Origin of the sequence: Pseudomonas sp. B6(2017) (genome assembly GCF_002112765.1) — a bacterium.
GTDB classification, from domain to species: Bacteria; Pseudomonadota; Gammaproteobacteria; order Pseudomonadales; family Pseudomonadaceae; genus Aquipseudomonas; species Aquipseudomonas piscis.
In genome coordinates this window covers 75,669-96,611 of record NZ_NEIQ01000016.1, presented here as the reverse complement: position 1 = coordinate 96,611, position 20,943 = coordinate 75,669, and the positions used below count along the sequence as shown (strand labels likewise).

Annotated in this window: 15 protein-coding genes; 7 read left to right on the top strand and 8 right to left on the bottom strand. The window is 64.1% G+C overall.

Annotated elements, in window-relative coordinates; genetic code table 11:
• The first annotated feature begins 1 nt into the window (after position 1).
• From nuoK to CAG11_RS25085, 5 genes are all read left to right on the top strand, one after another.
• Positions 2–310 carry an NADH-quinone oxidoreductase subunit NuoK gene (nuoK, locus tag CAG11_RS25105; protein WP_022639653.1) on the top strand — a complete coding sequence of 103 codons (309 nt, stop codon included), beginning with the start codon at positions 2–4 and terminating at the stop codon, positions 308–310.
• Positions 307–2,160 (top strand): NADH-quinone oxidoreductase subunit L, encoded by a 1,854-nt coding sequence (gene nuoL, locus CAG11_RS25100; protein ID WP_022639654.1) that lies wholly within the window; start codon positions 307–309, stop codon positions 2,158–2,160. Before nuoK ends, nuoL begins: the two co-directional genes overlap by 4 nt.
• Before the next feature lie 39 nt (positions 2,161–2,199).
• Positions 2,200–3,732 carry an NADH-quinone oxidoreductase subunit M gene (gene nuoM / locus CAG11_RS25095; RefSeq protein WP_022639655.1) on the top strand — a complete coding sequence of 511 codons (1,533 nt, stop codon included), beginning with the start codon at positions 2,200–2,202 and terminating at the stop codon, positions 3,730–3,732.
• Positions 3,733–3,739: 7 nt separating this feature from the next.
• Positions 3,740–5,203: an NADH-quinone oxidoreductase subunit NuoN gene (nuoN, locus tag CAG11_RS25090; RefSeq protein ID WP_022639656.1), complete on the top strand. Its 1,464-nt coding sequence runs from the start codon at positions 3,740–3,742 to the stop codon at positions 5,201–5,203.
• 218 nt (positions 5,204–5,421) lie between these two features.
• A complete protein-coding gene (locus CAG11_RS25085) occupies positions 5,422–5,739 on the top strand; it encodes a DNA-binding transcriptional regulator (protein WP_085598525.1) in 318 nt (105 codons plus the stop codon).
• A 69-nt stretch (positions 5,740–5,808) separates the two neighbouring features.
• Here CAG11_RS25085 and cysS read toward each other — a convergent pair whose 3' ends face one another.
• Both cysS and CAG11_RS25075 read right to left on the bottom strand, forming a co-directional pair.
• Positions 5,809–7,191, bottom strand: a complete 1,383-nt coding sequence (gene cysS, locus CAG11_RS25080) for a cysteine--tRNA ligase (RefSeq protein WP_085598523.1) — start codon at positions 7,189–7,191, stop codon at positions 5,809–5,811.
• Between the two features lie 18 nt (positions 7,192–7,209).
• The gene (locus tag CAG11_RS25075; RefSeq protein WP_085598521.1) at positions 7,210–8,907 is read right to left on the bottom strand and encodes a glutamine--tRNA ligase/YqeY domain fusion protein; all 1,698 of its coding nucleotides are present in this window, start codon (positions 8,905–8,907) and stop codon (positions 7,210–7,212) included.
• Positions 8,908–9,177: 270 nt separating this feature from the next.
• On the opposite strand from CAG11_RS25075, the gene CAG11_RS25070 reads away from it, so the two are divergent.
• Both CAG11_RS25070 and lpxH read left to right on the top strand, forming a co-directional pair.
• Positions 9,178–9,681 carry a peptidylprolyl isomerase gene (locus CAG11_RS25070; RefSeq protein WP_022639660.1) on the top strand — a complete coding sequence of 168 codons (504 nt, stop codon included), beginning with the start codon at positions 9,178–9,180 and terminating at the stop codon, positions 9,679–9,681.
• Positions 9,678–10,430 carry a UDP-2,3-diacylglucosamine diphosphatase gene (gene lpxH, locus CAG11_RS25065; RefSeq protein ID WP_085598519.1) on the top strand — a complete coding sequence of 251 codons (753 nt, stop codon included), beginning with the start codon at positions 9,678–9,680 and terminating at the stop codon, positions 10,428–10,430. Before CAG11_RS25070 ends, lpxH begins: the two co-directional genes overlap by 4 nt.
• 114 nt (positions 10,431–10,544) lie before the next feature.
• On the opposite strand, the gene CAG11_RS25060 is transcribed toward lpxH, so the two are convergent.
• From CAG11_RS25060 to CAG11_RS25035, 6 genes are all read right to left on the bottom strand, one after another.
• Positions 10,545–12,074, bottom strand: a complete 1,530-nt coding sequence (locus CAG11_RS25060; protein ID WP_053136644.1) for a DHA2 family efflux MFS transporter permease subunit — start codon at positions 12,072–12,074, stop codon at positions 10,545–10,547.
• Between the two features lie 68 nt (positions 12,075–12,142).
• A complete protein-coding gene (locus tag CAG11_RS25055; protein WP_085598517.1) occupies positions 12,143–13,342 on the bottom strand; it encodes an efflux RND transporter periplasmic adaptor subunit in 1,200 nt (399 codons plus the stop codon).
• Between the two features lie 15 nt (positions 13,343–13,357).
• A complete protein-coding gene (locus tag CAG11_RS25050) occupies positions 13,358–14,827 on the bottom strand; it encodes an efflux transporter outer membrane subunit (protein ID WP_085598515.1) in 1,470 nt (489 codons plus the stop codon).
• Positions 14,824–15,297, bottom strand: a complete 474-nt coding sequence (locus CAG11_RS25045) for a MarR family winged helix-turn-helix transcriptional regulator (protein WP_022639666.1) — start codon at positions 15,295–15,297, stop codon at positions 14,824–14,826. Before CAG11_RS25045 ends, CAG11_RS25050 begins: the two co-directional genes overlap by 4 nt.
• A 210-nt stretch (positions 15,298–15,507) precedes the next feature.
• Positions 15,508–19,179, bottom strand: a complete 3,672-nt coding sequence (locus CAG11_RS25040; protein WP_085598513.1) for a translocation/assembly module TamB domain-containing protein — start codon at positions 19,177–19,179, stop codon at positions 15,508–15,510.
• The gene (locus CAG11_RS25035) at positions 19,176–20,903 is read right to left on the bottom strand and encodes an autotransporter assembly complex family protein (protein ID WP_085598511.1); all 1,728 of its coding nucleotides are present in this window, start codon (positions 20,901–20,903) and stop codon (positions 19,176–19,178) included. The genes CAG11_RS25040 and CAG11_RS25035 overlap by 4 nt, the downstream gene beginning before the upstream one ends.
• Positions 20,904–20,943: the final 40 nt, after the last annotated feature.

The following is a 20,943-nucleotide window of genomic DNA, read 5'->3' as shown; positions in this document are numbered from 1 at the left end:
AATGCCTACTATCCCTCTCGAGCATGGGCTGGCGGTTGCCGGCATCCTGTTCTGCCTCGGTCTGGTCGGCCTGATGGTCCGCCGTAACATCCTCTTCGTGTTGATGAGCCTGGAAGTGATGATGAACGCCTCGGCACTGGCCTTCATCGTCGCTGGCGCCCGCTGGGCGCAGCCGGATGGACAAGTGATGTTCATCCTGGTGATCAGTCTGGCAGCCGCCGAGGCCAGTATTGGCCTGGCGATCCTGCTGCAGCTGTATCGCCGCTTCCACACTCTCGACATCGATGCTGCCAGTGAGATGCGCGGATGAACCTTCTCTTCCTGACTTTCGTCTTCCCCCTGATCGGCTTCCTGCTGCTGTCGTTCTCCCGCGGGCGGTTCTCGGAGAACCTGTCCGCGCTGATCGGCGTAGGCTCGGTAGGCCTCTCGGCCGCCACCGCCGCCTACGTGATCTGGCAGTTCAATGTCGCCCCGCCAGCAGGCGGCGCGTACAGCCAGCTGCTGTGGCAGTGGATGTCGGTGGACGGCTTCGCGCCGAACTTCACCCTGTACCTGGACGGCCTGTCGGTGACCATGCTCGGCGTGGTCACCGGCGTCGGCTTCCTGATCCACCTGTTCGCGTCCTGGTATATGCGTGGCGAAGCCGGCTACTCGCGGTTCTTCTCCTACACCAACCTGTTCATCGCCAGCATGCTGTTCCTGATCCTCGGCGATAACCTGCTGTTCATCTACTTCGGTTGGGAAGGCGTGGGCCTGTGCTCGTACCTGTTGATCGGTTTCTACTACAGCAACCGCAACAACGGTAACGCCGCACTCAAGGCCTTCATCGTCACCCGTATCGGCGACGTGTTCATGGCCATCGGCCTGTTCATCCTGTTCCAGCAACTGGGCACCCTGAACGTCCAGGAGCTGCTGGTAGCCGCGCCGCAGAAGTTCCAGGCCGGTGACTTCTGGATCACCCTGGCCACCCTGATGCTGCTCGGCGGCGCCGTCGGTAAATCGGCCCAGCTGCCGCTGCAGACCTGGTTGGCGGATGCGATGGCGGGTCCGACCCCGGTTTCGGCACTGATCCACGCCGCGACTATGGTGACCGCGGGTGTCTACCTGATCGCCCGTACCCACGGCCTGTTCACCCTGGCGCCGGAAATCCTGCACCTGGTGGGCCTGGTCGGCGGCGTGACCCTGGTACTGGCCGGCTTCGCCGCGCTGGTGCAGACCGACATCAAGCGCATCCTCGCCTACTCGACCATGAGCCAGATCGGCTACATGTTCCTGGCCCTGGGCGTGGGTGCCTGGGATGGCGCGATCTTCCACCTGATGACCCACGCCTTCTTCAAGGCCCTGCTGTTTCTGGCCTCCGGTGCGGTGATCGTGGCCTGCCACCACGAGCAGAACATCTTCAAGATGGGCGGCCTGTGGAAGAAACTGCCCCTGGCCTACGCCAGCTTCATCGTCGGTGGCGCGGCCCTGGCGGCCCTGCCCCTGGTTACCGCCGGTTTCTACTCCAAGGACGAGATCCTCTGGGAAGCCTTCGCCAGCGGCAACCAGGGCCTGCTGTATGCCGGCCTGGTGGGTGCGTTCATGACCTCGCTGTACACCTTCCGCCTGATCTTCATCGCCTTCCACGGTGAAGCCAAGACCGAAGCCCACGCCGGCCACGGCATTTCCCACTGGCTGCCGCTGGTGGTGCTGATCGTGCTGTCCACCGGTATCGGCGCGATGATCACTCCGCCCCTGCACGGCGTGCTGCCCCTGAGCGCCGGCCATGCTGGCGGCGAAGCCAAGCACAGCCTGGAAATCGCCTCGGGCGCCATCGCCCTGGCCGGTATCCTGCTGGCTGCCCTGTTGTTCCTTGGCAAGCGTCGCGTGGTAACTGCCATCGCCAACAGCGGCATCGGGCGTCTGCTCTCGGCCTGGTGGTTCGCCGCCTGGGGCTTCGACTGGATCTACGACAAACTGTTCGTCAAGCCATACCTGGCGATCAGCCATGTACTGCGCAAGGACCCGCTCGATCAGACCATCGGTTTGATCCCGCGTATGGCCAAGGGGGGCCACAACTCCCTGAGCCGTACCGAAACCGGTCAACTGCGTTGGTACGCCGCCTCGATGGCTGCCGGTGCCGTGCTGGTCATCGGCGCCGTCGTGCTGGTAGCGGTCTGATATGAACCTTGCGAACTTGCGAAAGGAATTGAGCCCGTCATGATTCTGCCTTGGCTAATCCTGATCCCCTTCATCGGCGGCCTGCTGTGCTGGCTGGGTGAGCGCTTCGGCGCCACCCTCCCCCGCTGGATTGCGCTGTTGACCATGACCCTGGAACTCGCCCTCGGCCTCTGGCTGTGGGCCCACGGTAACTATTCATTTGCTCCGGCGCCTGGCGTCGATCCGACTTGGGCCATCGAGTTCAAGCACCAGTGGATCCAGCGCTTCGGCATCAACGTGCACCTGGCCCTGGACGGCCTGTCGCTGTTGATGATCCTGCTGACCGGCCTGCTGGGTATCCTCTCGGTACTCTGCTCCTGGAAAGAGATCGAGCGCCACGTGGGCTTCTTCCACCTGAACCTGATGTGGATCCTGGGCGGCGTTGTCGGCGTGTTCCTGGCGCTGGACCTGTTCATGTTCTTCTTCTTCTGGGAAATGATGCTGGTGCCGATGTACTTCCTCATCGCGCTCTGGGGTCATAGCTCGGCCGATGGCAAGAAGACCCGGATCTACGCGGCGACCAAGTTCTTCATCTTCACCCAGGCTTCCGGCCTGATCATGTTGGTGGCGATCCTGGGCCTGGTGCTGGTCAACTTCAACAACACCGGGGTGATCACCTTCGATTACGCCCAGTTGCTGAAGACCAAGATGTCCACCGCCACCGAGTACATCCTGATGCTCGGCTTCTTCATCGCCTTCGCGGTGAAGCTGCCGGTGGTGCCGTTCCACTCCTGGCTGCCTGACGCTCACGCCCAGGCACCGACCGCCGGTTCCGTGGACCTGGCCGGTATCCTGCTCAAGACCGCGGCCTATGGCCTGCTGCGCTTCGCCCTGCCGTTGTTCCCCAACGCTTCGGCGGAGTTCGCACCGATCGCCATGACCCTGGGCCTGATCGGCATTTTCTACGGTGCCTTCCTGGCCTTCGCCCAGACCGACATCAAGCGCCTGATCGCCTTCTCCAGCGTGTCCCACATGGGCTTCGTGCTGATCGGCATCTACTCCGGCAGCCAGCAAGCCCTGCAGGGCGCGGTGATCCAGATGCTGGCCCACGGTGTTTCGGCAGCCGCGCTGTTCATCCTCAGCGGCCAGCTGTACGAGCGCACCCATACTCGCGACATGCGTGAAATGGGCGGCCTGTGGTCGCGTATTGCCTACCTGCCGGCCATCAGCCTGTTCTTCGCAGCCGCCTCCCTGGGCCTGCCGGGCACCGGCAACTTCGTCGGCGAGTTCCTGATCCTGATCGGTACCTTCGTCAGCGCTCCATGGATCACCGCGATCGCCACTTCCGGCCTGGTGTTCGGCTCGGTCTACTCGCTGATCATGATCCACCGTGCCTACTTCGGCCCGTCCAAGTCGGATGCGGTGCTGCACGGCATGGATGCTCGCGAACTGATCATGGTGCTGGGACTGGCGGTACTGCTGATCTACATCGGCGTGTACCCGCAACCGTTCCTCGATACCTCTGCCGCCACCATGCATGGCGTGCAGCAATGGCTCAGCACCGCCTTCACTCAACTCGCTTCGGCCCGGTAAGAGCGCTATGGACTTTACGATTCAACACTTTATCGCCCTGGCGCCGCTGTTGATCACCAGCGCCACCCTTGTGGTGGTGATGTTGGCGATCGCCTGGCGTCGCAATCACGCCCAGACCTTCCTCCTCTCGGTGGCGGGCCTGAACCTGGCATTGCTGTCGATCTTCCCGGTGCTGAAAGTGGCACCCATCGCGGTCACGCCGCTGTTGCAGATCGACCAGTTCGCCTGCCTCTACATGGCCCTGATCCTGGTGGCCACCCTGGCCTGCGTGACCTTGGCCCACGCCTACCTGGGCGACGGCAGCAGCGGTTACCCGGGCAACCGTGAAGAGCTGTACCTGCTGATCCTCCTGGCCGCCGCAGGTGGCCTGGTGCTGGTCAGCGCGCAGAACCTGGCCGGCCTGTTCATCGGCCTGGAACTGCTGTCGGTACCGGTCTACGGCCTGGTGGCCTATGCCTTCTTCAACAAGCGCTCCCTGGAAGCCGGCATCAAGTACATGGTGCTGTCGGCCGCCGGTTCGGGCTTCCTGTTGTTCGGCATGGCCCTGCTCTACGCCGAAGCCGGCAGCCTGAGCTTCAGCGGCATCGGCCAGGCCCTGGCGGCCACCGGCCTGCCAAGCCCGCTGGCACAGCTGGGCCTGGGCATGATGCTGGTCGGCCTGGCGTTCAAGCTGTCGCTGGTGCCTTTCCACCTGTGGACCCCGGACGTCTACGAAGGGGCTCCTGCCCCGGTAGCCGCCTTCCTGGCCACCGCCAGCAAGGTCGCGGTGTTCGCGGTGCTGGTGCGCCTGTTCCAGCTGTCGCCAGTGGCCAGCAGCGGCGTCCTGAGCAACGTCCTGACCGTGATCGCCATTGCCTCGATCCTGGTGGGTAACCTGCTGGCGCTGACCCAGAGCAACCTCAAGCGCCTGCTGGGTTACTCGTCCATCGCCCACTTCGGTTACCTGCTGATCGCCCTGGTGGCGAGCAAGGGCCTGGCGATGGAAGCCATCGGCGTGTACCTGGTCACCTACGTGATCACCAGCCTCGGCGCCTTCGGCGTGATCACCCTGATGTCCTCGCCCTACAAAGGCCGCGACGCCGACGCCCTGTACGAGTACCGCGGCCTGTTCTGGCGCCGTCCGTACCTGACCGCCGTGCTGACCGTGATGATGCTGTCCCTGGCCGGTATCCCGCTGACCGCGGGCTTCATCGGCAAGTTCTACATCATCGCCACCGGTGTCGAAGCGCACCAATGGTGGCTGGTAGGATCGCTGATCCTGGGTAGCGCCATCGGCGTGTTCTACTACCTGCGCGTGATGGTCACCCTGTACCTGATCGAGCCGAACCTGCGTCGCGTCGATGCCCAACTGCACTGGGAACAGAAAGCCGGTGGCGTCATGCTGCTGGCCATCGCGCTGCTGGCGTTCTTCCTCGGCGTGTACCCGCAGCCACTGCTGACCCTGGTCCAGCATTCCGGCCTGGCGGGCTGATCGCCCAAGCAACGACGCTCCACACAAAACGGCACCTTCGGGTGCCGTTTTGCATTTCAGGCGCCCTGCCCTCCCCTCTTCCCATCAATACTCGGAATCCTCCCTGGCGCTCCGGCGATTGATTCCGAAAGCCGCTTACGGATCCCCGTCCTAGGCTATCCCCTCGGTCTGGCAACGAGCCGGAGCATCTCTGGAAAATGAGGTCGAGGACAGAAGCAATGAGCAGACACGAGATCTTTCCCGAGCCACTGGAGGGCGTCCAGGCCCTCACCCTGGAGCGCCAGGGCAAGATCACCCTGCGCAGCCAGCAGGTGAAGCTCGCCAAGCTGCCGCCCATCAGCGCTGCCGAGGTCCTGAAGGTCCGCCAGCGACTGAACCTGTCGCGCTCGGTATTCGCCATGTACCTGCGCACCAACACCCGTACCCTGGAGAACTGGGAACAAGGCCGCGCCACTCCCAGTGCCCAGGCCACCACCTTGATCCGCCTGGTCGAACGCTTCCCGGATACCATGCAGCGCCTGGCTGCGCTGACCTGAGGGGGCTTTTTCCCGCAGCCAATAAAAAACCCGCACGAGGCGGGTTTTTTATTGACTGCGAACCAGGGCTCAGTCAGCCAGGCGCCAGGTGGTGCCGCCCTTGCCGTCTTCCAGGATCACGCCCATGGCGGTGATCTGGTCACGGATCCGGTCGGACTCGGCCCAGTCCTTGTTGGCCCGGGCCGCCAGGCGGGCCTGGATCAGCGCCTCGACCTGCGCCGCGTCGACCCGACCACCGGCACCGGCCTGCAGGAAGTCCTCGGCCTCCAGCTGCAATACGCCCAGCACATCGGCCAGTTGCCGCAAGCGGGCCGCCAGGCCAGCCGCCGCATCGAGGTCGCTCTCACGCAGGCGGTTGATCTCGCGCACCATCTCGAACAGCACGGCACAGGCTTCCGGGGTACCGAAGTCGTCGTTCATCACCTGGGTGAAACGCTCGACGAAGGCCTCGCCGCCGGCAGGGGTCACTTTAGGCAAGCCCTTGAGCGCGTGGTAGAACCGCTCCAGGGCGCCCTTGGCGTCCTTGAGGTTGTCTTCCGAGTAGTTGATCGCGCTGCGGTAGTGGCTGGACACCAACAGGTAGCGCACCACCTCCGGATGGTACTTGTCGAGCACGTCGCGGATGGTGAAGAAGTTGTTCAAGGACTTGGACATCTTCTCGCCATTGATGCGGATCATGCCGCAGTGCATCCAGGCATTGGCGTAAGTCTTGCCGGTGGCCGCCTCGCTCTGGGCGATCTCGTTCTCATGGTGCGGGAACTCCAGGTCGCTGCCGCCGCCATGGATGTCGAAGGTCTCGCCCAGGCAGCAGGTGGACATCACCGAGCACTCGATGTGCCAGCCCGGACGCCCGGCGCCCCATGGCGACTCCCAGCTCGGCTCGCCCGGCTTGGTGGCCTTCCACAGGACGAAGTCCAGCGGGTCCTGCTTGGCTTCGTCGACCTCGATCCGCGCACCGATGCGCAGGTCCTCGATCTTCTTGCGCGACAGCTTGCCGTAGCCCATGAACTTGGCGACGCGGTAGTACACGTCGCCATTGCCAGGTGCGTAGGCATAACCCTTGTCGATCAGGGTCTGGATCATGCTCAGCATGCCCGGGATATGATCCGTGGCCCGTGGTTCCAGGTCCGGCTTCTTGATGTTCAGCCGGGCCTCGTCCTCGTGCATGGCCGTGATCATGCGCTCGGTCAAGGCGTTGTACGGCTCGCCGTTCTCCCGCGCCCGATTGATGATCTTGTCTTCGATATCGGTGATGTTGCGCACGTAGGTCAGGTTGTAGCCGCTGAAACGCAACCAGCGGGTCACCAGGTCGAAGGCGACCATGCTGCGGCCATGGCCGATGTGGCAGTAGTCGTATACGGTCATGCCGCACACGTACATGCGCACATTGTTGCCATCCAGGGGCTTGAAGACTTCTTTGCTCTTGGTGAGCGTGTTGTAGATCGTTAGCACGTTAGTTCCTTGACTGAATCACTGACCCCAGGAGTCGCGCAGGGTCACGGTACGGTTGAATACCGGGGCGCCTGGTTTCGAGTCCTTGATATCCGCGCAGAAGTAGCCTTCGCGCTCGAACTGAAAACGGTCCTCCGGCTGTGCGTTGCCCAACGAGGGTTCGGCACGACAACCAGTGAGCACTTGCAGGGAGTCAGGGTTGATGTTGTCCAGGAAACTCGCGCCGTCCTCGGCCTTCTCCGGGTTCGACGAACGGAACAGGCGATCGTACAGGCGCACTTCGCACTCGACGCTGGCGGCCGCCGGCACCCAGTGGATCACGCCCTTGACCTTGCGGCCCTCCGGGTTCTTGCCCAGGGTGTCCGGATCGTAGGAGCAGCGCAGTTCGACGATGTTGCCATCGGCATCCTTGATCGCCTCGTCGGCGCGGATCACGTAGCTGCCGCGCAGGCGCACTTCACCGGCCGGCTCCAGGCGCTTGTAGCCTTTTGGTGGCTCTTCCATGAAGTCGTCACGATCGATGTAGATTTCACGGGCGAATGGCAGCACGCGCACGCCCATGTCTTCTTTCGGATGACGCGGCAGCTCGAGGTTCTCGACCTGGCCTTCCGGGTAGTTGGTGATCACCACCTTCAATGGGCGCAGCACGCACATGGCACGCGGGGCGCTCTGGTCGAGGTCGTCACGGATGCTGAATTCGAGCATGCCGAAATCCACCACGCCGTCGGAACGGTTGGTGCCGATCATCTCGCAGAAGTTGCGGATCGACTTGGGGGTGTAGCCGCGACGGCGGAAGCCCGACAGGGTCGACATGCGCGGGTCGTCCCAGCCGTTGACGTGGCCTTCGTCCACAAGCTGCTTGAGCTTGCGCTTGCTGGTGATGGTGTAGTTCAGGTTCAGCCGGCTGAACTCGTACTGGCGTGGCTTGCACGGCACCGACAGGTTGTCCAGGAACCACTCGTACAGCGGACGATGGCTCTCGAACTCCAGGGTGCAGATCGAATGGGTGATGCCTTCGATGGCGTCCGACTGGCCGTGGGTGAAGTCGTAGATCGGGTAGATGCACCACTTGTCGCCGGTCTGGTGGTGATGGGCGTGGCGGATGCGGTAGAGGATCGGGTCGCGCAGGTTCATGTTCGGCGAGGCCATGTCGATCTTGGCCCGCAGTACGCGCTCGCCGTCCTTGAACTCGCCGGCCTTCATGCGGGCGAACCAGTCCAGGTTCTCTTCCACCGAGCGCTCGCGGAACGGGCTGTTCTTGCCCGGCTCGGTGAGGGTGCCACGGTATTCCTTGGCCTGCTCGGGAGTCAGGTCGTCGACATAGGCCTTGCCTGCCTTGATCAGCTCCACTGCCCAATCGTGCAACTGGTCGAAATATTGCGAGGCATAGCGCACTTCACCGGCCCATTCGAAGCCCAGCCACTTGACGTCGCGCTCGATGGCGTCGATGTACTCCTGGTCTTCCTTGGCCGGGTTGGTGTCGTCGAAACGCAGGTGGGTGACACCACCGAATTCCTGGGCCAGGCCGAAGTTCACGCAGATCGACTTGGCGTGACCGATGTGCAGGTAGCCGTTGGGCTCCGGCGGGAAGCGGGTCACGATCTGCGTGTGTTTACCCGAGTCCAGGTCCGCCTGGATGATCGGGCGCAGGAAGTTGACCGGTACGGCCGGTCCAGTCTTGGAATTGGAGGTAGGGTCGACAGTGGGCTTGCTCATAGGATCCTTGAACGTACAAGTGCGCGGCCGGATGCGGCCTGATAAATCAAAACGGATATCATAGCCGATGCTGTCAAGTGCCTGACAGAGCGCAGCTTTAAAACTGCGGCTATTAATAGCAGGCAAGTTAAAAAACCACCTCGAAATTCATGGCTCTCAGGCTAAACTGCGCTCCTTGGCCGCAGGATGCGCCAGATCGGTCCGGACCGCTTGCCTGTCCCGGCCGCGAAGATTTTCTTGAAAACGCTTTCCTTATAAAGAGTACCGACCATGACCCAAGTCAAACTGACCACCAACCACGGCGAGATCGTGCTGGAACTGAACGCCGAGAAAGCCCCGTTGACCGTGGCCAACTTCGTCGAATACGTGAAAGCCGGTCATTACGAAAACACCATTTTCCACCGCGTCATCGGTAACTTCATGATCCAGGGCGGCGGCTTCGAACCTGGCATGAAAGAGAAGAAAGACAAGCGCCCAAGCATCCAGAACGAAGCGGACAACGGCCTCTCCAACGACAAGTACACCATCGCCATGGCCCGTACCATGGAGCCGCACTCGGCCTCCGCGCAGTTCTTCATCAACGTCACCGACAACAGCTTCCTCAACCACAGCGGCAAGACCGTGCAGGGCTGGGGCTACGCAGTATTCGGCAAGGTGATCGCCGGTAGCGAAGTGGTCGACAAGATCAAGGGCGTGGCCACCACCATGAAGGCCGGCCACCAGGACGTACCGGCAGAAGACGTGATCATCGAGAAAGCCGAGATCATTGAGTGATACTGCTGATTTCAGACCTGCATCTGGAAGAGCAACGCCCGGACATCACCCGGGCGTTTCTGGATTTACTCGGTGGCCGCGCCCGCGACGCCGAGGCGCTGTACATCCTCGGCGATTTCTTCGAGGTATGGATCGGCGACGATGCCATGACCTCCTACCAGCTTTCCATCTGCCAGGCGCTGCGGGAGCTGAGCGATAGCGGTACCCAGGTATTCCTGATGCACGGCAATCGCGACTTCCTGCTCGGCCAGGCCTTCTGCAAGGCCGCCGGCGCCACCCTGCTCAAGGACCCCAGCGTCGTCGACTTCTACGGCGAGCCGGTGCTGCTGATGCATGGCGACAGCCTGTGCACCCGCGACGAAGCCTACCAGCGCATGCGCCGTTACCTGCGCAACCCGCTGAGCCTGTGGATCCTGCGCCACCTGCCATTGCGTACCCGCCACAAGCTGGCACGCAAGCTGCGCAGCGAAAGCCGGGCGCAGACCCGCATGAAGGCCAACGACATCGTCGACGTCACCCCGGAGCAGGTGCCGCTGGTGATGCAGCGACAGGGGGTCCGCACATTGGTGCATGGCCACACCCATCGTCCGGCGATCCACAAGTTGCAGATCGGCGACCAGGCGGCCCGGCGCATCGTGCTGGGCGACTGGGACCGCCAGGGCTGGGCGCTGCAGGTGGACGAACAAGGCATGCAACTGGCGGCCTTCGACTTCATGCCCACCCAATTGGCGCTACCGGACTCTCCCTGAAGCAACGCTTGCCTGAAACGAAAACCGGCGTGCCGGCGAAGAGGTTCTCGAACTTGCCATAGGTTCGAGGAGCGCTTCGCCGGCACGCCGGTGTTCTTTATCGCTGCTATGCCGTCAGTGTCCGCCCGAGGCCGGGCCGGCCTTGGCGGCGAATGGCGGCTTGGCCATCCAGACCAGCAGGATCAGGCCCATGAAACTCCATCCCAGCAAGGTGAAGTAGTCCACGGTGGAGAGCATGTACGCCTGGCTGGTGAGGATCTGGTCCATCTGCGCGTAGGCCTTGGTGCTCGCGCCGCCCAGGCTGTTCAGGGTTTCCCGGGTGGCCGGGTCGAAGACACTCATGTGCTCGCTCATGTAGGCGTGGTGCTGGTCCGCCCGGCGAATCCAGATCCAGGTGGTCAGCGAAGCCGCGAAGCTGCCGCCCAGGGTCCGCAGGAAGGTCGCCAGGCCGGCGCCATCGGCGATCTCGTGGGGTGGCAGGTCCGACATCAGGATGCTCAGGGTCGGCATGAAGAACAGCGCCACGCCGATGCCCATGAACAACTGCACCAGGGCCACATGCTGGAAGTCCACTTCGTTGGTGAAGCCGGCACGCATGAAGCAGCTCAGGCCCATGGCCAGGAACGCCAGGCCCGCCAGCAGGCGCAGGTCGATCTTGTGCGCATACTTGCCGACAAAGGGCGACATCAGCACCGGCAGGATGCCGATCGGCGCCACGGCCAGGCCGGCCCAGGTGGCGGTGTAGCCCATCTGCGTCTGCAACCATTGCGGCAGGATCAGGTTGATCCCGAAGAACCCCGCGTAACCGGCCACCAGCACGATGGTGCCGATGCGGAAGTTGCGATGGGCGAACAGCCGCAGGTTGACCACCGGATGGCGGTCGGTCATTTCCCAGATCACGAACGCCGTCAGGGCGATCACCGAGATCACGCTGCCGATGATGATGAAGTTGGATTCGAACCAGTCCAGGTCGTTGCCCTTGTCGAGGACGATCTGCAAGGCGCCGACACCGATGATCAGCGCCAGCAGGCCGATGTAGTCCATCGGTTGGCGGCTGGTGACCACCGGCCGCGCCTTGAGCTGCTGCATCACCACCCAGGCGGCGAACAGTCCGATGGGGATATTGATGAAGAAAATCCAGGGCCAGCTGTAGCTGTCGGTGATCCAGCCACCGAGGATCGGCCCGGCGATGGGCGCCACCACCGTGACCATCGCCAGCAACGCCAGGGCCATGCCTCGCTTCGCCGGCGGATAGACGGCGATCAGCAGGGTCTGGGTCATCGGGTACAGCGGCCCGGCCACCACCCCTTGCAGCACCCGGAAGCCCACCAGCTCGGGCATCGAGGTGGAAATACCGCACAGGAACGAGGCCAGCACGAACAGCAGCGTGGCCCAGATGAACAGCTTCACTTCGCCGAAGCGCCGGCTCAGCCAGCCGGTCAGCGGCAAGGCGATGGCGTTGCTCACGGCAAACGAGGTGATGACCCAGGTGCCCTGCTCCGAACTCACCCCCAGGTTGCCGGAGATGGTCGGCAGCGCCACGTTGGCGATGGTGGTGTCGAGCACCTGCATGAAGGTCGCCAGCGACAGGCCGATGGTGCTCAGCAGCAAGCTGGGCGGGGTGAAAGAGGCGTTATTGCTCATCGCGAATCCTTTGGAACGGGACAGGCCTCCCGGCTCCTAGGCGGAGCCGGGACGGACGGATTGGCGAATCAGCGCTTGGCCGTCTTGCCGATGGCCGCGCTGTTGTCGTGGATCAGCCGGGTGATCAGGGCATCGGCTTCAACCAGCTGGCGGTCGTAGACAGCGGTGCTGAACGAGGCCTTTTGCGGTGGCTGCTGGGCCAGCACCGGGCCGCTCTGGTCCCGCAGGTTGACGTTGACCACCGTCGACAGGCCGACCCGCAGCGGATGCTTGGCCAGTTCCTCGGCATTGATGTGGATCCGCACCGGCACCCGCTGGACGATCTTGATCCAGTTACCGGTGGCGTTCTGCGCCGGCAGCAGGGCGAAGGCGCTGCCGGTACCGGCGCCGAGGCTGTCCACTGTGCCGCTGTACTTCACATCGCTGCCATAGATGTCGGCCTCGATGTCCACCGGCTGGCCGATACGCATGTCGCGCAGCTGGGTTTCCTTGAAGTTGGCATCGATCCACAGCTGGTCCAGGGGAATCACCGCCATCAGCGCAGTACCCGGCTGCACACGCTGGCCCAGTTGCACGGTGCGCTTGGCCACATAGCCGGTGACCGGGGCGATCAAGGTGCTGCGTGCGTTGTTCAGGTAGGCCTGGCGCAGTTGCGCGGCCGCCGACTGCACGTCCGGATGGTTGGAAACCACGGTGTCGTCCACCAGGGCGTTGGTGGTGTTGAGCTGCTGCTGGGCGTTGGCCAGGGCATTCTGCGCGCTGGTCAGGTCATCCCGGGCGTGGGACAGCTCTTCCTGGGAAATCGCCCCGCTGGCCGCGAGGTTCTTGCGGCGGTTGTAGTTGTCCTGGGCTTTCTGCACCTCGGCCTTCTGCGCGGCCACCTGGGCCCGCATGCCGTCCACATTGCTGTACAGGCCGCGCACCTGGCGCACGGTCCGCGCCAGGTTGGCCTCGGCGCTCTGCAGGCCGACCTGGGCATCGTTGGGGTCGAAGTTGATCAGCACCTGGCCTTCATGCACCAGGTCGCCATCGTCGGCGCCGATACTGACCACCGTGCCGGTGACCAGCGGGGTGATCTCCACCACGTTGCCGTTGACGTAGGCGTCGTCGGTATTTTCATTCCAGCGGCCATAGAGCTCATGCCAGGCGTAGACGCCCAGGCCGCCCAGTACGACGATGGCCGCCAGCCCCAGCAGCATGATCTTGCGCTTGCGTGGGTTGGCGTTGTCCGGAGTGCTTGGAGTGTTTTGAGTGTCGGCGGTAGCCATGACAAATACCTCGAATTATTTGGTCTGCGGGGCGGGGCTGGGATTGGCCGAAGCCAGGTTCTGGGTGTCGAAACCGCCCTCCAGGGCCTGCATCAGTTGGATCGACAGGTCGATCTGTTGCGCATTGAGCGTGGCCAGTTGGCGCTGGGTCTGCAGCAATTGCTGCTCGATGCTCAGCACGTCCAGGTAGTTGCCGATACCCGAGCCATAGCGCTGGACCACCGTGTCATAGGACTCCTGGGCGATGTCGGTGGCATGTTGCTGGGCAGCGATCTGCCGGCCGATATCGCGCAACTGGGCGACGCTGTCGCTGACGTCACCGAGGGCCGTCACCAGGGTCTTGTTGTACTGGGCCACCGCCAGGTCGTAGTCGGCGTCCCGGGCGTCGAGGCTGGCCCGCAGCCGCCCACCGTCGAAGATCGGCAGCGAGACGGTCGGGGCTATGTTGAAGAAACGACTGGCGGAGCCGAACATCGCGTCCCCCAGCACCGACTCGGCACCGGCGCTGGCGCTCAGGTTGAGGTTGGGATAGAAGCGGGTCTTGCTGGCGTCGATGTTCTTGCTCGCCGCCTCCACCCGCCAGCGGGCCGCCACCAGGTCGGGGCGACGCCCCAGCAATTCCGCTGGCAACACCGACGGCAGCGCCACGGCACTGGCCTGCAGGACCTTGGGCCGACGGATTTCGTCGGAGCGCTCCGGTCCCTTGCCCAGCAACACCGCAAGGGCGATCTTGGCGCTCTGCAATTGCTTCTCGGCATCGATCTGGCTGGCCTGGGAGCTGGCCTCCAGGCTCTCGGTCTGCTGGTACTGGTACTGGCTGTCGATCCCGGCGCTCAAGCGCCGCTGGCTCAGGTCGAGCATCTGCCGGGTCCGCTTGAGGTCCTCGGTGGCCAGGTCATGGACGATATGGGCACGCCCCAGGTCGCTGTAGGCCCGGGCGACGTCGGCGGCCAGGCTCAAGCTGGCGGCCTGGCGATCGACCTCGGCGGCCCGGGCCTGGCCCAGGGCCGCTTCCCAGGCCGCGCGCTGACCGCCCCAGAGATCGAAGTTGTAGTTGAAGCTGGCGCCCAGGTTGCGCACCGTGGAATAGGCTCCGCCCTGCCCTCGGGGATCCTGGTCGCGGGCCAGGCGCGAACGGCTGACACCGGCGCTGGCGTCCAGGGTCGGCATCCGCTCGGCATCGGCGGCATAGGCCGCGGCACTGGCCTGATGCGCGCGAGCGCTGGCGATCTGCATGTCCGGGCTGTCGCGCAGGGCCTCCTGGATCAGGCCGTCGAGCTGGCTGTCGCCCAGGCTCTTCCACCAGTCGGCACGGGGCCAGGCTGCCGGCGACAGGCTGACGCCATTGAGCGCCTGGCCGGTGGCCAGGCTCTGGGCCGAGAGGCTCACGCCCTCAGTGTCCAGGCCACTGTAATTGGCGCAACCGGCCAGGCTCATGGCCATCAGCACCAGGCTGGCGCGAGTACGCAAGGTTCTACTGCTCATTTGGCACCTACTCGCTGGATGGTGATCGGGTCACCGGCTGCCAGCAGCATTTTCTTGAGGATCTGTTCCAGGGTGGCCAACTCCTCGGGAGTGATGGCGCCGGTCAATTCGTTCATCGCCTCGGCACCGATGAAGGGCAAGCGGTCGGTGAGCTTGCGGCCTTCCTCGGTGAGCACCAGCTGCACCTGGCGACGATCGCCTTCGGAACGCCTGCGCACCAGGAAATCCTTCTGTTCCAGACGATCGAGCATGCGGGTCATGGAACCGCTATCCAGGGACAAGTGGCGGCACAGTTCGGCCGGGGTATCGACACCGAACTGGGCCATGATGATCAGCACCTTGAACTGCGCGGCGGTGATGCCGTGGGGCTCCATGTGGGTGTCGATGATCCGGTCCTTGAGCAAGGCGGCGCGCCCCAGCAGCAGGCCAAGATGGCAATTGTGAAAATCGTCCGGTTGGAAATGCTTCATCTGCTCACCAATTAGCTGCCTAGGCAGGGAGTGTGTGACGAGATGTTACTGCCTAGGCAGCGAATGTCAATGTAATAATTAGCATGCTCTGTACCTGGCTTATAAGCAGGACAGGTGATGGCGCGCGAAGGCCGCGGGAGGCAATGAACGAAGGAAAGACCTGCCCCGGCCACCGACGCTCCAAGCGCCAGTGGCCGAGGCCGGCAAGCGCTAGAAGTCGCGCTTGTAGAAGATGTCCAGGGAGCTGGCGAAGCCGCTGGCGGCCTCCAGGTAGACCTTCTTGCTCAGCTTGTAGCGCAAGGCGATGGTGCTGGCCGGCTCGAAGACCCCTACCCCGTAGCGCAGGCTGAGTCGTTCGGAAATGTTGCCGCTGGCCACTACGCTGGTGGCATTGCCGCTGCCCTGGGTATCGAGCTGGAAATCCTGGATCCCCAGGTTCTTGGCGATACCTCCGGTGAGCTCCGAACTGCCCATCAAGCCCAGGCCGAGGGCGGCCTGGGCAAGCATGTTGTTGTCTTCGCCGCCGGAGCTCAGCGGCCGTCCCAGCACCAGGTAGGACAGGGCCTGCTCCTGGCTCATGGCTGGCTCGGAGAAGATCTTGGTCGTCGGCTGTTCGGCGCTGCCGCTCAAACGAATGCCGGCGATCACGTTGTCGGTCTGGCGCACCGCTTCGATATCCAGGTAGGGCTGGTCGATGGGGCCGGCGAACAGCAACCGCGCCCGGCGTACCGTCAGGCGCTGGCCATAGGCACGGTAGCGACCATCGTTGAGCCACAGCTCGCCACGGGTGTCCATGTTGTCGCCGATGTGCACATGGCCCTGCAGGTTGGCCGTCAGCCCGAAGCCGCTGAAGGCCAGCTTGTCCTGGCCCACTTCCACGTCGATGTTCATCGCCATGGCCATGGGCGCCTTGCCCTCGACGGTCTGCTGGCCAACGATCACCGTGTCGTCGGAAACCTTGACCGTCGATGGCGGCAGCTCGCGCACGGTGATCTGGCCCTTGGGAATCGCCACCTTGCCGCTGATCGCCAGCCGGTTGTCCTGCAGGGCGATCTTCAGGTCAGGCGCCACCTCAAGCGCCGCATAGGGCTCGACCGTCACCGGCAGTTGCGAACCCTTGAGGTTGAGGTCCACCAGCAGTTCCCGGCCCCAGGCGAGGTTGCCGTCGAGGCTGCCCTGGCCGCTCTTGCCGCCCTTCCAGGTGCCGTCGAGGCGCACGTTCTCACCCATGATCTGCGCGCTCAGCTGCAGGTCCTCGATGCTGGTGGGCAGTTCGGAACCGGATACCTGGCCACCGCTGAGTTGCAAGCTGCCGTTGACCTGGGGCGCCAGCAGGCCGCCGGACAGCCGGCCGCTGCCGTTCAAGTTGCCATTGAGCTTTTCCACCATGGGCACGAACGGCCGCGCCACGGAGAGGTCCAGGCCACTGAGGCGGAACTCCCCGGACAGCGGCTTGTTCTTGGGCAGCGGGTTGATCTGCGCCTGGACCATCAACTGCCCGAGCTTGCCGCCATCGAACTGCAATTGGCTGTCGATGCGCCGTGGTCCCAGGCGCGAGTCGAGCTTCAGGGCCTGGTAGGGAAAGTCCAGCCACTGCTCCTTGTCCTTGACCCGCAGGGTGCCGCCACTGGCATCCACGACGATCTGGCCCTTGGGGCCGCTGGCCGGCAGGTCCAGTTGGACATCGGCATTGAGCATGCCCTTCCAGGCGAAATCCTTGGGCAACCACTGGGCCAGGCTGTCGATGGGGAAGCGCTTGAGGTGGTAGCGCAGCTTCGGTTCGGGCATCAGCCGCTGGTCTTCGCCACACAGGCTGGCGTCGCCGCTGACCCAGCAATGGGCGGCGAAGTTGACCGTGCCATTGGCCAGGCGCTCGAGCCGCGCCGGGTTCTGCAGCTTCCAGTCCTGGCCACCGCTCTGGACCTCACCGCTGGCCAGCCGTCCGCGCCAGGCGCCCTGGTCCAGGGTGCCATCCAGGCCCAGGGCCAGCTTCAACAGCGGGCCTTGCAGGTCCAGTTGCAGCTGCTGCTTGCGGATGTCGCCCTGGCCAGCCAGGGTCAGGCTACCGAGCTGGGTATCGCCGGCCTGGATGCCGCTGCCCTTGAGTTCGATGCGAGCCTTCTGCGCCCCATCGAGGCTGGCATCGAGCTTGAGGCTTTGCAGGCGGTTGTCGGCAAAGGCCAACTGCTGCCCGTTCAGCTCCGCCTTGCCCTGGGGCGCCGCGAGCGTCCCGGCCAGGTCCACCCGGCCACTGAGCTGGCCGCGCAACTGCGGCCAGAGCTGGCCCAGGCGCGGCAGGCGGATGTCCAACTGGCCGCTGGCCTTCTGTTGCAGGCTGCCTGCACCATTGATCCGGTTATCCCCCAGGCGAATGTCCAGGGTATTGAGGCGCCACTGCTCGCCGGCGCCGTCGGCCTTGGCCTGCAGCAGCGCGGGCTGGCCGCGCAGGCGGCCCTTGAGATCCAGGTCGGCGGCGAGCTTGAGCTGCTGGTTCTTCAGCTCCCCCTGGCTACGCAAGGGGCCGGCCAGGGCTCCGGGCAATTCGGCCAGCCAGTAGGCCGGGTTGATGGCCGACAGGTCCAGGGCGGTATCCCAGGCCAGGCCATCGGCGAACTGCAGGTTCAAGTGCCCCTGGGCCTTGCCCTGGCCGGCGGTCAGTTGCAATTGCGGCAGGTGCACCTGGCCCAGGTCGCCACTGAACGGACTGCCGAGGCTGAAGGCCCCTGCCGGACCATCCAGGTCCCCCTGGAAGTTGCCCAGGTAGTTGCCATCGCGGTACGCCACTTCGGCGTTGAACTTGCGCAGGGCCACGGCCGGCTCGTCGATTTGTGGGTAGAGGCGATGCCAGGGAAAGTCCAGCCAGGCGAGCCGGGCCTCGGCGACAAAGCCCTGGCTCCAGTCCAGCTGGCCCTCGAGCTTGAGGCTCTGGTGGTCGCTGGCCTGCAGTTCCAGGGTGGTGATCTGGGCGCCCTTGGCATCGACCTTACCCTGCAACGACAAGGCAACCGGCCCTTGCTCGGCCGGCAGGCTGGCCTGGCCGACGAGCTGGTAGCCGCGTTTCAGGTCGCCCTTGCCGGTGAGCTGCAGCTGGTCCAATTGCAGGGTATCCGGCAGGTCGGCACTGGCCTTGAAGCCATCCGCGGTGATCCGTACCTGGGCCGGCAGGTCCTGGGCCAGCGGTTGCAGTTCACCGCTCAGGCGCCCTTGCAGGTAACCACTGCTGTCGGCCTGCAACTTGAGGGTCTTGAGCAGGTCGCCCTCGACCTGCAGCGCCAGTTTCCAGGGGCCGTCGCCGGGAGCCGGCAGGCCAAGGCTGCCCTGGGCAGTCAGGGGCCAGTCGCCCGTGGGTTGCAGCAGGCCGGTCAACTCCAGGGCCAGGTCGTCGCGTTGCAGTTGCAACGCATCGATGCGTAGCCCCTGGGTAGTCCAGTGGGCCGCCAGTTGCAGGCTCTTGAGTTGCTCGCTGCCGTCGAGCAGCAGGCTGCCGAGCCGTACCCGCCCCAGCTCGATGGCCAGCGGCAGGTGCAACTCCGGCAAGCTGATGGGCCCCGGGCTCTCCTGGCCACCGGCCGGAAACTGCAGGCTGACCTGATCGGCCTCCAGTTGCTCGATGCACAGCGTCATGCGCAGCAGGCAAGCAGGCGACCAGGAAAACTGCACGCCGCGCAGTTCGATCCGCGTGCCGTCCTGCTGCCAAAGCAGCTGCCCGGCGCTCCACTGCCCCCCGAGGCGACCGTCGAATTGCTCCAGGCTCAAGCCCGGCACCTGGCGCAAGGCCCAGCGGCTGCCGGCCTGGGTCCCGAGGACCGCGGCCAGCGCGAGGATGACCAGGACCACCAGCGCCAGGATCGCCAGCAGCGTTATCTTCAAACCACGCTTCACAGCTCTGGCCCCATGGAAAAGTGCAAACGTATACCGCCGTCATCATTCATGGCGTGGGCCAGGTCGACCCGGATCGGGCCCACCGGCGAGACCCAGCGCACCCCGAGCCCGACCCCGGTCTTGAGGTTCGGCAGTTCCAGCTTATTGAAGGAGTTGCCCTGGTCGATAAAAGTCGCGATCCGCCATTTTTCGGCGATCGAGTATTGATATTCGACGCTGCCGGCGACCATGTAGCGCCCACCGATGCGATCGCCCTTGGAGTTCTTCGGCGACAGGCTCTGGTAGTCGTAGCCACGCACGCTCTGGTCGCCACCGGCGAAGAAACGCAGGGACGGCGGCACCGATTTGTAGCCGTTGGTGGCGCTCCCGCCGAACTGTACCCGGCCCAGCAGGCGATGGTTGTCCCAGACCGTGGTCAGGCCCTTGAGCAACACCGTGCCGTACAACAGGTTGTTGTCCGAGCCCAGGCCTTCCTTGGCCACCTTGGTATCGAACTGGATGCGATAACCGTTGTGCGGATCGATACGGTTGTCACTGCGCAGATAGGAATACGTCAGGCCAGGCATCAGCAGGTTGCTCAGGCCCGAATCATCGCCGAGCCGATACTCTTCGCGCTGGTACTTGAGCGAGACCACCCGCTGCCAGCCACTGGGCAGCTTGCTGTGCCATTCGGGGCCCAGGGTCAACAGCTTGCTCAGGGTATCGGTGCCGGAGATTTCTTCGTTCTGGTAGCCGCCGGCGAACCGCAGCTTGTCGGTCAGGGGCGGGTCCAGGGGAATGTCGTACCACAGCCCGACGTTCTGCCGTGGCGCCGAGACTTCAGCCTCCCAGCCATAGCTGTGGCCCTGGGGGTTGACCCAATGTCGGGTCCAGTTGGCCTTGACCCGTGGACCGACGTCGGTGGAGTAGCCCAGGCCCAGGCCCATGGTGCGGGGCTTGCGGGTGTCGAGCTGGACCGCCACCGGAATCACTTCATGCTCGGCAGCGGTAGGCGTGGCATCCACCCGCACGGATTCGAAATAGCCACTGGACTGCAGGGCCTGGTTGAGTTCGGCGATCAATTCGGAGTCGTAGGCGGTACCGGCCTTGAACGGCACCATGCGCCGCAGCAGGTCTTCATCGAACAGCGAGTCCCCGCTGAAGCTGACCTTGCCCAGGGCATAGCGCGGGCCGCTGTCGTAGACCAGCTCGATGTCCGCCACGCCGGCCAGCGGGTCCACCCGCAGTTGCTGCCGGGTAAAGCGCCCGCTGAAGAAGCCATAGCGCGAGGCCTGGTTCTGGATCAGGCGCTTGGCGTCTTCGTAACGCCCATGGTTGAGCACCGCGCCAGGCTTGAGCTGGTCGCTGTCAGGGGTACGAAAGGACTTGAGGGAGGCGGCCGGGCCTTCGACCCGGATGGTCACTTCGCGCAGGTGCACCGGCTCGCCGGGATCGATGCGCAACAGCAGGCGCGGCTTGTCGCCGCCCCGTACTTCGCTGGAGATCAATGGCTGGTAGTAGCCCAGGGCCTGGGCAGCTTTCTTGGCCTGCTCCTCGGCGCCCCTGCTGAACCTCAGCAGGGCTTCTTCATCTCGATCGCCAAGATCGCCGATATAACCTTCGATGTTGGCCTTCAACTCGTCGTTGGCAGGTTTGATCCTGACAGCCAATTCGCTTTGCGCCAGCGCCGCACAGCTGGTGAACAGCAGCAAGAAACCGCTGGTGAATCTTCCGGAAAACTTCATAGGCGCGGATGCTATCACGAGCTTGGGAGGGCGATAGAGC